This window comes from Paenibacillus sp. J31R109 (genome assembly GCF_059692055.1).
On sequence record NZ_JCAUAR010000024.1, the window covers coordinates 45339 to 58009 of the forward strand.

The following is a 12671-nucleotide window of genomic DNA, read 5'->3' on the forward strand; positions in this document are numbered from 1 at the left end:
CACCAGTCGCCTCCTTTAGCTGATTCAATATGGTTATCCAGAAGAGAATAAAGAAGGGGCACATGTTGTGCCCCTAGGGTCAAAGATTATTTATTTTTGCGCTGCTGCCAACGGGTAGCCCCAAAAACGCTTAATCCTGCAACTACCATGGCTAATCCGGTTAAATAAAAATTGCTGTAGGCTTGTTGGCCTGTTTTCGGAACAAGGGAAGCGGCGCTGCCATTCTTCTTGCCTTTTGGTAATACACGAACTTGAACATCGTGATACGTAATGGAGTCATCAGGTTCTTTAATGGCAATTGTGAAGCCATCGGTTCCATTAAACCCTTCTTTAGGCGTATAGATCCATTTGCCATCGTCTGTTAACTCGACATCACCATTTTCAGGAGCTACATAAATAGATTCCGCAGCTTCAGGAGATACCACCGGAATGACGCCTTCAACGGATGTATCTTCATCGGTTGTAATAGGCGCAGCTGGCGTCGCCGAAGGAGCTGGAGAAGGCGTTGTGCTAGGTTTAGGCGTAGCGCTTGGAGTAACTCCTGGTGTCACGCTAGGTTTAGGCGTCGGGGCTGGTGTAACGCTTGGTGTCGGTATTGGTCCAGGGCCATAGAAAACAGGTTGCAGATAGATACCGGCGTCGATGGTGCGATCGTCGTCGCCAGATTGTAGGGCAATCCCTGTTACACGACCAGAACTGTTAGGATTAGAGTCAACAGTACGATCTGGGCCAATAAGGCTAGTTGAGAATAAATAACCGCTGACAGGTTGGAACGCGACATCATAGGAACCTGGTTCTAGATTCTCGAACAAGTAGTTCCCGTTGACATCCGTTTCTTGTGTATCGAGAACGACGCTTGGATTAGATGTGAGATAAAGTTTGACTGTCATTTTAGGGTAGCCAGCGTCTGTGGCATCTTGCAAGCCATTTTTATTTGAATCCAGGAATACCCGGTCCCCCAGCTTTGCAAGTTTATAGTAGCCTGCATCAATGGTCAAATCATTAACTGTAGTCAGTAAGGAAATGGTATGACTAAGTCCTGTCGTTAGGTCAGCGTCTGAATCTTTGCTATCGTCGCTGCCAACATTTATAGGGCTTTTCTTGTAGCCTGCAGGAGCAATAAACTTCACTTGGTAGCTACCTGTGTTCTGGAGGTTTGTAAACAGGTAACGCCCTCCAGCATCCGTAGTTTGCGTGCCTAGCAAGGTTGCCGTCCCTGCCGTATAAAGCTCCACCGTAACCCCAGGAATGCCTGGTTCACCGCTATCTTGCAGGCCATTTGCATTCAGATCATGCCATACGATGTCTCCTAGCGAGCCGTCCGTCAATAAATAAAGTCCAGCATCGATGGTGATGTTATCGTCTCCGGCAGATAAGGTTACAACACTTGTTTTACCCGTTGCAAGGTCAGCATCGGAGTCTAAAGCAGTATCACCGCCTTGATTCTTCGTTGATAGTCCATAACCTTGAGGTTTCACGAATTCTACGATGTAGCTGCCTGGAGTTAAACCGGTAAATTTATACAATCCAGCGACATCTGTGGTTTGAGTAGCGACGACCTGAGTAAGATCCAAGGTTGAATATAAATTCACTACTACCCCTGGGACGGGGGCTTCACCTGCATCTTGAATACCATTTTTATTAGCATCCAAGAAGACTTTATCGCCTAAACTAGCTGGTTTATATAGACCGACGTCAAATGTATAATCACGTCCACCATCCAGAAGGGAAATATTGTTGACTGTTGCTTCTGAATCTTCCCGGGTTGTAAAGACAGCATCGCTATCTTTCGCGTCATCTGCCCCCTGATTAGCTGAGGAGAAGAAGTCATATGAAGTTGGTCTTGTAAACTTTACAACATAACTGCCGGGCAAGAGGCTAGAGAAGTTATAAATTCCGCTGCTACTAGTTGTTGTTGTCATTAAAGCTGCTGCTAGATTTGAAGCATCGAACAGCTTGACGGTTACGCCTGAAATACCAGGCTCTCCGGCATCCTGAACGCCATTGGCGTTGCGATCGTACCAGACTAAATCGCCGATCTCGCCGAGGTAGAAACCTGCATCAACAGAATGGTCTTGTTTCCCCGATGTCAATGCGATTGAATGACTGAAGCCTGTTATTACGTCTCGATCAGAATCTTTAGCATCATCGGCTCCCTGATCTCGAAGAGTTGGTTTATAACCGATAGGATTAATAAATTGAACCGTATAATGGGCCGGATCCAATTGAGGAAATAAATACTTTCCAGACGCATCCGTTGTTGTTGTCTGAAGGACATGTGCTGGGTCCAAATCGGATGATTTGAACAGCTTGACTGTCGCTCCGCTTATGCCGGGCTCTCCGCTATCTTGCTTGCCGTTGGCGTTCAAATCATTCCAAACGAAATCACCAATCTCACCCTTCGTGTAAATACCTGCGTCTAATGTCATGTTGGTTGAATTTGCAGGCAAGCTAACTTGAGTAGTGCGATAGGTTTGGGCGCCTGAATTATATAATGAAAAATCACTATCTGTTGCATCTGTAGCCGATGGATTATCCTGAGGTGATAGATAATAACTTCCACTTGGCATTTTAAATTCAATGATATAGTCACCCGCGATCAGATTAGGGAATTCATAGTAACCTGGCTTATCAGTCCCATGCTCAAATCCAGTTCTAGTATAGGCGATTCGAGTTGTAGGTGCTGAGGCGCGATATAGATTGACCAAAATACCGTTTTTGCCAACTTCCCCGGTATCTTGAATCCCATCTGCGTTCGTATCTGCCCAAATAAAATCACCTAAGTTGCTCGTTCCTACGGGATCTACACCTTCTACTTCGAAACCTACCTTAATAGGCTCAGAGGGCAAGAAGGCTTGTGGTCCACCTGAATCGGGATAGGTAGCTCCATAACCAAATGAGTTCCAAGCAATTTTATTTCTTGGCGCACTAACAGGTGCACGCATATCCCATTCTAAGGTGACGGATTGGTTTATATTAAGCACCATACTACCAAAATCGAATTTCAGTGCTTTTACCGTTGTAATATCCTCAGGAGGACTAGTTGTCCAATCACTTGTATCCGTAGTCGAGCGATGAAGAGGATCTGAGAGTTCACTGACATTTGGATTATCTTTGGTCGAGTAATAGACTTTGATTTCAGAATTCAGAGCAACGCCGTCAGGACCTGTCACAGGATTAACCAGATAGGGTCTCCATTCCGTGTCTCGTTCACTCAAATCAATAACACCTGTATCACCAATGCGAGGTAATTTATCAATGATGACGATGTTCGAGATCGGTCCATTAGAGTCAGCATTTTTAACCCTTAACTGATACATCGCCTTTCCACCAGGGAGAGTCTTCCCGGTAGCCGGATACTTGGAGAAACCGCTATCTAGCTCACCTTTTACCCACTTTACAGATTCGAGGGATCCTCTAAATTTCACGTACACATTCGCTGTGTCAGATACAAACTTTGTAGTTGTTCCATTGGCATCCCAATCGTTGCTATCGGGAAGGGTAGGGACGTCACTTCGGAAGGTATCTGTGACTGAGCTAGCGGCATACATCGTGTTACTGAAGTTGCCATTCAAAGCGTCAGTCTTGATCTTTCCACGGATTGTCACATCAATATAATCCCCTGGCTGTAAGACAGCGCCTGCAAATGTCCAGTTATAGACAGAATAAGTGACAGTGCCAACAGTCGGCGTTGTATGGCTGAAGTTGATCGTCCCACCAGTGTGAGCGTGTGTTTGATCTTCACTAACGACTGTGAAATTTTCTAGTTGATCTTCCGGAAAGAATTCAAGAATCGTTGGAGAGGTCAGGTTACCAGTAGCGTACGGGTGATTCTGTACTCTTAATTTATAGGTAACTGTAGCGCCAAGATTCAAATTGGAACTGCCAACTACGGACTTGTCGGTCACGATCCAAGGCTGAGGATTTACCACTTTTATAGTAACGGTATCGCTATTTGTATATGGAGCAGCGAGATATGTCGCAGTAACCGTAGCGGTATTTGGAATCACTTGATTTGTTGCGACAGGGTTTGCGTTATGATCTGTGCTTAGCAGTTCACCATACACGTGAAGATCGGAAGCAACACGGAATCCAGCAGGAGCCCCGCTATATTCCCACTTGACCTTCGACACGTAATCAGCACCTGCCAGCCCTAAACTGGAAACAAGTAAATCCTGGCTAGTACTCGTACTCAAGCCACTGCCACCGTTCCAAGGGAACCAAGTGTTAATATTGTTTTTTTGATAAAAGGCAGATACAGAAACTCCTGAATTGTTCACATAGGAACCCGTCGTTACCTTAGTCAGATTAATCTGGGCAGGTATTGCATCCTCGACGATCAGGCTATTAAGGGGCACGTTGCCGCTGTTACCAAAGCTATTGATTTTATAATCAACAATTTGACCAATGGCATATTCATCATTAGATTGACGAGCATCTTTGTTAATTCCGTATATGCCTGGCGTCGGGGCCGCGAGAAGATGCGTAACATGCGCCACATTGGTCATAAGGGCAGTTCCAGCAAGGCTCGTTCCCGCAGCATAAACCGAATTGGTTACGGAGTTGCCTATGTTGAAGGTCGGGCTCGGGAATTTCAGCACAACTTGGTAAGTAACTTGCTGCCCTACATTTAATGTAGGAATGTTCCAGTACACACTGCCATATACGGAATCGTAAACGCCGCCGCCAGTAGCAGAAACAAACGTAGAGTTCGGCGGGAGTGTATCATAAACGCCTACATGACTAATATTGGAGCCGCCTAGTTTGCTGTTGCCTTTTAGTTTGACTTCATAGGTGACTTCACTATCTAAGGCGGGATCTACAGTGGGATTGATTTTGCTTTTCTCGATAAGCCAATCTGGTGCATCCACAGTAGCAGTTACAGCCTGGGCTGTAGACGAAGTAGGAACGCCGTTAGCTGCTGTTGCAGTAGCTGTATTCTGTGCGATGTCACCCTGACGGGTAACACCTTCTTTGAACTTCGCCCTCAACTTGAGTACGCCAGTTTTACCGGCGGGAAGAATGTGGATCATGTTAAACTTCACTGTGCCTGCGGTGGCATCTACTGTAGCTACGTCTGTTGTGGTATCCACGTCAATGTAATCGAGCGTTGGAGGCAGGATATCCGTAATCACCATATCTTCAGCGGCAACGGTGGTACTTGGATTGGCATACTTGATCGTGAAGGTAATCGTTTCTCCTGGTTTAGCAGTAGTTTTGTCGACCGATTTCTCCAGAGTAAGATTAACAGACGCTGCTATTGCAACAAAATTGTAGTAGGGCAATACACCTAGAGAAAGTGTGAAAAGCAGGACAAGAATTTTATTGCGAAATTGAAGCATGGCGCGCTTTTTTTTCACGCGAGAAGATAATTGACGCATAATCGATCCTCCGAATCCTTAAACATGAATGGCCATGTAATAGAGTAAAAGCAGTACATTCAGCATGTTTATATCTATTTGCTAATCGTATTTCGTATGTAGAAGCCAAGTTGATATAAAATGTCGATATTTTCCAACCTAAGCACTATTCACCTCCATTTTATATAGATCTTTATACCTATTATATAGTTAAAATCAGGCCTGAAGTCTATGTTTAATGAAAATAAATGTGAAGTTTATTTGAAATCGAAAAAACACATAGATTGTAACGCTAACTTTGCGATGATTAGACACTCTCGAAAATGGAAAAACTAGGATAAGAAACTACTAGAGAGCTAATCTTTTTCCGCCAGGGAGGCAGAGGTTCATGATGAAACAAATACTATTAATCACAGATGGTTGTTCCAATGTTGGTGTAAGTCCAGTTATCGCAGCGGCTCAAGCGCATGCAGAAGGTGTTACGGTGAATGTCATTGGTGTGATTGATCATGGAGAGCTAGGGGTGCTAGGCTCAGAAGAAATTCGAGAGATTGCGGCAGCGGGTGGTGGTATGAGTCGTATCGTTAATTCCGAACAGCTTTCACAGACGGTGCAAATGATGACTCGCAAAACTGTGAATGCTACAATTCAGCATGCAGTTGGCAAAGAACTGCAAAGCATTCTGGGCATTTCTCAAATTGAACAATTACCACCGGAGAAACGTGCCGAAGTCGTACAAGTGATTGATAATATGAGTGAAACCACGTCGCTGCGTGTCGCTCTTTTAATAGATGCTAGTGCCAGTATGAAGCCAAAGCTTGCCGCGGTACGTGAAGCGATCCATGATCTCCTGCTGAGTCTAAGGGCCCGTAGCGGTGTAAGTGAGTTGGCTGTTTTCCATTTCCCGTCAACGAAATCAAGTGATCAAGAATTAGAAATGGATCATGGTTGGACGAATCAGCTTGCAAATGTTGATAAGATGTTCTATAAAATAAACATGAAGGGTACGACGCCAACGGGTCCAGCGCTACTGCAAACGTTGCAGTTCGTGACAGAAAAGCCTTTCTCACCAAAGACGACCGAGGAAGGGATGCTGAGTGACTACGTGGTATGATGAGGCCTTTCGCCCTGGGTCTGAGATTAAAGGGAAGTGGAATGGCCATGTGTATGTGGTCGAGCGTTTATTAGGTGCAGGTTCAAATGGTATTGTTGCTCTTGTACGCAGGGGAAACGCTAGATTTGCGCTTAAAGCAGGATATGAAACCGTTGACCATCAGTCGGAGATCAATTCCTTGCTGGCTATTTCATTGAAAGAGAATTCATTTAAGAATTTTTTGATCGATTCAGACGATATGATCATTCAGGGAAAAGGAATTTCCTTTTATGTCATGCGCTATATTGAAGGTGCAAGTCTTTCTGATTTTATAAATAAGCGTGGCCAAGATTGGATATATGTCATAGGTACGAATCTCTTGCAAAAGCTCACAGAAATCCATAGAAGCGGATATGTATTCGGGGACCTGAAGGTTGAGAATATGATTGTGTCTAAGTATGGAGATGTGGATCTTATTGATTTTGGCGGCGTAACCTCTAAGGGACGAGCGATTAAACAACTAACGGAAGTCTACGATCGCGGGTTTTGGAATATGGGGGAGCGGGTTGCGGAAGAAAGCTACGATCTATTTTCATTCGCGATATTATTATTAAAGACACTAGATCATCGCAAGCGCTTCTCAGGATTTATTAAGATGCTGCCACAGAATCGAGAATTAGATCAGTTAACTGCGATTATGCGCGAAAATCCAATTGCTGCACAACTGGCTCCCTTTTTGAATAAAGCTCTGCACGGCGAGTTCAGCACGTCGGAAGAAGCGATTAGTTATTGGAAGAAGTTAATAACGGGCAAGAAAGCCGCGCAGGCTACGTTGAAAATGCCATGGCTCAAAATATGCTTTGCTGCTTCTATTTTTATTTTTGGAGCAACGATATATAAGTATTGGTAGTTGGGGTAAGGGATTGGCAGAAAGGAAAGTGGCATGGAAACGGGTTTAGTTGCCAGTGTAGAACAACGAATAGTAGAGCAAAAGCTCGCCGATACAGGAGATGTAATGATTGTTGCGGTTTCAGGGGGGCCTGATTCTGTGGCTTTATTACATGTCCTGTTTCAGCTTTCTCAGAGGTATCAGTGGACACTCGTTGTAGCTCACGTGAACCATCAATTCCGAGGTGCTGAGTCGGATGCAGAGGCAGATTTCGTTGCGGAGCTTGCGGCAGGGCTGGAGCTTCCCTGTGAAATTGGGGAAATTGATGTTCCTGCCTATATAGAGGAAGCTTCTCTAAATGGGCAAGCGGCAGCACGTGAGAAAAGGTATGAATTTCTTCACCAGGTAGCTGACAAATACAGCGCACAACGGATCGCTTTAGCGCATCATGCGGATGATCAAGCGGAAACGATGCTCATGCGAATCCTCAGAGGAACGGGCCCTTCAGGGCTTGTTGGAATGCCAGAACGCAGACGCGAAAAAAAAGTGGAACTGATTCGTCCTTTTTTACGTATATACAAATCAGATATTGTGAATTATTGCGCTCAGCATGAAATTACCTATTGTAAGGACAGCAGCAATGAGCTGCGGAAGTATTTCCGCAATCGGATTCGGCTAGATCTTATGCCGATGCTGAAACAGTATAATGAACAACTTCCAGAGTCACTCAATCGTTTGACGGAAGTGATGCAAGCTGAGAATGATTATTTGGATGGGGAAACGGATAACGTTTTTCGCCGAATCGTGACTTTTCAGTCCAACATCTGCCGCTTAAATAGGAGTGATTTCGCCGAGCTTCACGTTGCTTTACAAAGGCGTTTGATTAAATTAATATTAAACTGTCTTTGTTTGGAAAGGGAACGGCTGGTATTTACACGAATTGAGCGTGTTCGCGAGTTAATTGTGAAAGATCAGATGTCGAATCAAGTCTTACAGGTGGATGAACAGGTTTATATTGTGAGAGAATATGGATCTATTCAATTTCAGACATTTGCACCCGATCCGAAGCCTTACGCTTATGAGATTAGGTTAGCATCGAATGAAGTGAACCTGCCAGGCATGAACGCCAAGCTGATCTACTCCTGGATGCCTTTAAGCTCGTATGAGAAAGCAATCCCAGATCATAACGGCGACGTTTTTTTGGATTTGGACCAAGTTGAATTGCCGCTTTGTATTAGAAGCCGCCGATCGGGCGATCGATTGGAACCACTTGGTTTAAACGGATCCAAAAAAGTAAAGGATATGTTCATTGATGCCAAAATGCCGCCAACGAGGCGTGAGGTTATCCCACTACTGGTCGACGCATCCGGAAAGATTCTCTGGATTGCTGGATTTCGTAGGTCCAAACACGCTATGGTCGGACCAGACACACAACGTGTGCTTCATATGAAGCTAGTGCTGCAGAAACATACGTAAATTTCGTTCTTCTAGAATGTAAATTTATAAGGATTCATAATATAATCTAGGGGGTTCATCCTTGTACAGCGACATTCAAGAAGTACTTTACAGTGAAGAACAAATTCAAGGCAAGATTAAAGAATTAGGGGAGTTGCTTTCCACTGATTACGAAGGCAAGAATCCATTGGTTATTTGTGTATTGAAGGGCGCTTTTATTTTCATGGCGGATCTTGTAAAACAAATTAGAGTGCCTTTGGAAATTGATTTTATGGCGGTATCAAGCTACGGTCAATCCACGAAATCTTCAGGAGTCGTTAAGATTATCAAAGATCTTGATGTTCCGGTTGAAGGACGTCATATTCTGATCGTGGAAGATATTATCGATAGCGGCTTAACGCTTAGTTATCTGATAGATGTGCTAGAACGTCGCAATGCGAAGACGATTTCAGTTGTTGCGCTGTTTAATAAACCGGCACGAAGAACGGTAGAGCTTGAGCCTGATTATGCAGGTTATGTGCTACCAGATGAATTCGTTGTCGGATATGGTCTGGATTATGCAGAGAAGTATCGTAACCTTCCATTTATCGGCATATTGAAACCAGAGATCTATTCGAGCTAGTGTCATGTTCCGCACGCGCAGTAGGACAGTAATGTTGTGGCGCTTTACCGGGATATGGTAAAATAATAATTGTGTGCCGTTTGAGAGGAGGCTCGTTATGAATCGAATTATCCGGAATACCGGCTTTTATTTGCTTATATTTTTGGTTACTGTAGGGATCGTTCATTTCATTAGTACTCAAAATGAACAGAAGGAGTTAATCACCTACGATAAATTCCGACAAGCAGTAGTAAACAAAAATGTAGAGTCCGTAGTATTAAAGTTTGATGGGTATACGTATTCCATTAAGGGTAAGTATATTAACCCGCCTAATGGCGCCGATAAGAAGAGCTTCGAAACACATGCTCCTTACGAGCCGTTAGTTGTACAAATGATTGAAGCGAACGGCGTACCTTCGGAAGAGTACGGGCCGATGGAACGTGATAGCGTTTGGATTAGCTTTCTTACGTCCATTATTCCATTCGTCATTATCTTCATTTTGTTCTTCTTCTTATTGAATCAAGCGCAAGGCGGCGGCGGTAAAGTGATGAACTTCGGCAAGAGCCGTGCGCGCCTATATAACGAGGAGAAGAAACGTGTCACATTCGAAGATGTGGCAGGCGCGGATGAAGAGAAACAAGAACTGATCGAGGTTGTTGAGTTCCTGAAGGATCCTCGCAAATTCGCAGCAGTTGGTGCTAGAATTCCTAAGGGTGTTCTATTGAACGGTCCTCCAGGAACAGGTAAAACGTTGCTAGCTCGTGCAGTTGCTGGTGAAGCAGGCGTACCATTCTTCAGTATTTCTGGTTCTGACTTCGTTGAGATGTTCGTCGGTGTCGGTGCATCCCGTGTTCGTGACTTGTTCGAGAACGCGAAGAAGAATTCACCTTGTATTATCTTTATTGATGAGATCGATGCGGTTGGTCGTCAACGTGGCGCAGGCTTAGGTGGCGGACATGACGAGCGTGAGCAAACGCTCAACCAATTGCTTGTTGAAATGGACGGTTTCGGTGCGAACGAAGGTATTATCATCGTTGCAGCAACCAACCGACCTGATATTCTAGACCCTGCCTTATTGCGTCCAGGTCGTTTTGACCGTCAAATTACGGTAGATCGTCCGGATATCAAAGGCCGTGAAGCTGTATTGAAAGTTCACGCACGTAACAAGCCGCTTGCGAAAGATGTGAAGCTAGATTCACTTTCACGTTATACAACTGGTTTTACGGGCGCTGATCTTGAGAACTTATTAAATGAGGCGGCTTTGATTGCTGCTCGTCGTAATCGTAAAGATATTTCGATGGCAGAAGTTGAAGAAGCATTTGACCGTATTATCGTGGGTACACAGAAGAAAAGCCGTATTATTTCTGAGGCTGAGAAACGTATCGTAGCTTATCATGAAGCGGGACACGCGATTATCGGTTATCATGCAGAGAATGCGGACATGGTTCACAAAGTGACAATCGTACCTCGTGGACGCGCTGGCGGTTATGTGATGATGTTGCCTAAAGAAGGCGAAGATCGCATGATGCAAACGAAGAACGAGTTGTTGGATAAAGTAACTGGACTCTTAGGTGGTCGTGTTTCCGAAGAATTGTTTATCGGAGAAATCGGCACAGGAGCATACAGTGACTTCCAGAAGGCAACGGGAATCGTTCGTCGCATGATTATGGAATACGGTATGAGCGATAAGCTTGGACCGATGCAGTTCGGTAGCTCACAAGGCCAAGTATTCTTGGGCCGCGACATCGGACATGAACAGAACTATAGTGATGCCATTGCTTACGAGATCGATCAAGAGATGCAAAGCTTAATTCGTATGTGCTACGAACGTGCGCGCACGATTCTTACAGAGCATGCGGATCAGATTCACCTTGTAGCCAAAACATTGCTTGAGAAAGAAACGTTGGATAAAGACGAAATCATCGAACTTTTGGAAAAAGGTAAGCTTAGCGCCGGTTCCGATGAGGAAGATGTGAAAGTAACTATTCAAGGTCAAAGCCAAGCTAGCGAAAGCAATAAGCTGGAGTTTGACAAAGATAAAGAAGTGAAAGAGATCAAACCGGATCAAACAGAAGAGTAAGTTGCAATGCGAACTCGGAAATCCGTTGTACACATCAAGTGTGCGCGGAATTCCGAGTTTTTTCACTGTATTTGCGCATTGACAGGCGATGTGAGAATGTGTAAATTAGTTGTAAATCTCTAATTTTATTGCATTTAGATCATACTACTTTTAGATAGACGACGAGATCATTTTACGTCCCAGATAGGGGAGGAAGCACCATGGAAGCCTTAGCATTAGAGCGCAAAGCGGAACAAAACCGTGAGCTCAAAGAACGACTGCTGCAATTGAAGAAAGAACGGAATGCCATTATTCTTGCTCATTATTATCAGCGTGACGAAGTTCAAGAGGTAGCGGATTTTAGAGGGGACTCCTTTTTGCTTGCTCAGAAGGCCGCACAAACCGATGCGGATGTCATCGTATTCTGTGGTGTTCATTTCATGGGGGAAAGTGCCAAGATTCTCGCACCGAATAAAACCGTGATTATTCCAGACGAACGGGCTGGCTGTCCGATGGCAGATATGGTGAATGTAGAAGGTCTACGCGCTCTTAAACGTCAGCATCCGAAGGCCAAAGTCGTGGCCTATATCAATACATCGGCCGATGTGAAGTCTGAAACAGACATTTGTTGTACCTCTGCGAACGCGATCAATGTCATCAATTCCGTCGATTCAGATGAGATCATCTGGGTACCGGATAAAAATTTAGGTGACTATGTATCAAAATTCACAAGCAAAAAAGTGATCATCTGGGAAGGTTACTGCAATACGCATGATATGTTAACCGTTAAAGATGTGGAAGAAATGAGAGCGCAATACCCGAATGCACAGTTTGTTGTTCACCCAGAGTGTCGCCCAGAAGTTGTGAAACTAGGGGACTTTGTAGGTAGTACAACTGCAATTATTAAATATTGCAAAGAGTCGGACTGCCAAGAGTTTATTGTAGGAACAGAAGATGGGACTGGTTACCAACTACGCTTGGATAGTCCTGATAAGAAGTTCCATTTTGCAACCAAATATCTGGTGTGTCCGAATATGAAAGTAAACAATTTGAAGAAAATTGTTAAATGTCTAGAGACGATGCAACCAGAGATTTATGTACCAGAAGATGTGGCAGATAAAGCAAGATTGTCCTTGGAGCGCATGTTACAAGTTAAGTAGCATGCGCTACTCTCTTGTCTTGAATAGGTGCCCTCGTGAAGCAAGGCTAGTATC

Annotated in this window: 7 protein-coding genes; 6 read left to right on the forward strand and 1 reads right to left on the reverse strand. The window is 44.4% G+C overall.

Annotation, left to right across the window (positions count from 1 at the left end; translation table 11 throughout):
* Positions 1-86 precede the first annotated feature (86 nt).
* Complete coding sequence (locus tag AC58QT_RS32290) at positions 87-5381, reverse strand: SdrD B-like domain-containing protein (protein ID WP_497412578.1); 5295 nt, start codon at positions 5379-5381, stop codon at positions 87-89.
* 370 nt (positions 5382-5751) lie between these two features.
* On the opposite strand from AC58QT_RS32290, the gene AC58QT_RS32295 reads away from it, so the two are divergent.
* From AC58QT_RS32295 to nadA, 6 genes are all read left to right on the forward strand, one after another.
* Positions 5752-6474 (forward strand): vWA domain-containing protein, encoded by a 723-nt coding sequence (locus tag AC58QT_RS32295; RefSeq protein ID WP_497412592.1) that lies wholly within the window; start codon positions 5752-5754, stop codon positions 6472-6474.
* Positions 6458-7363, forward strand: a complete 906-nt coding sequence (locus AC58QT_RS32300; protein WP_497412579.1) for a protein kinase domain-containing protein — start codon at positions 6458-6460, stop codon at positions 7361-7363. Before AC58QT_RS32295 ends, AC58QT_RS32300 begins: the two co-directional genes overlap by 17 nt.
* 33 nt (positions 7364-7396) lie before the next feature.
* Positions 7397-8818, forward strand: a complete 1422-nt coding sequence (gene tilS, locus AC58QT_RS32305; RefSeq protein WP_497412580.1) for a tRNA lysidine(34) synthetase TilS — start codon at positions 7397-7399, stop codon at positions 8816-8818.
* Between the two features lie 61 nt (positions 8819-8879).
* A complete protein-coding gene (gene hpt / locus AC58QT_RS32310) occupies positions 8880-9419 on the forward strand; it encodes a hypoxanthine phosphoribosyltransferase (protein ID WP_056617930.1) in 540 nt (179 codons plus the stop codon).
* A 97-nt stretch (positions 9420-9516) separates the two neighbouring features.
* A complete protein-coding gene (gene ftsH, locus AC58QT_RS32315; RefSeq protein WP_497412581.1) occupies positions 9517-11478 on the forward strand; it encodes an ATP-dependent zinc metalloprotease FtsH in 1962 nt (653 codons plus the stop codon).
* Positions 11479-11678: 200 nt separating this feature from the next.
* The gene (gene nadA, locus AC58QT_RS32320) at positions 11679-12617 is read left to right on the forward strand and encodes a quinolinate synthase NadA (RefSeq protein ID WP_310502521.1); all 939 of its coding nucleotides are present in this window, start codon (positions 11679-11681) and stop codon (positions 12615-12617) included.
* Positions 12618-12671: the final 54 nt, after the last annotated feature.

Excerpts from the sequence above, each read along its gene's own strand:
- AC58QT_RS32290 (WP_497412578.1), bottom strand. The coding sequence starts at position 5,381 with ATGCGTCAATTATCTTCTCGCGTGAAAAAAAAGCGCGCCATGCTTCAA.
- AC58QT_RS32295 (WP_497412592.1), top strand. The coding sequence starts at position 5,752 with ATGAAACAAATACTATTAATCACAGATGGTTGTTCCAATGTTGGTGTA.
- tilS (WP_497412580.1), top strand. The coding sequence starts at position 7,397 with ATGGAAACGGGTTTAGTTGCCAGTGTAGAACAACGAATAGTAGAGCAA.
- ftsH (WP_497412581.1), top strand. The coding sequence starts at position 9,517 with ATGAATCGAATTATCCGGAATACCGGCTTTTATTTGCTTATATTTTTG.
- nadA (WP_310502521.1), top strand. The coding sequence starts at position 11,679 with ATGGAAGCCTTAGCATTAGAGCGCAAAGCGGAACAAAACCGTGAGCTC.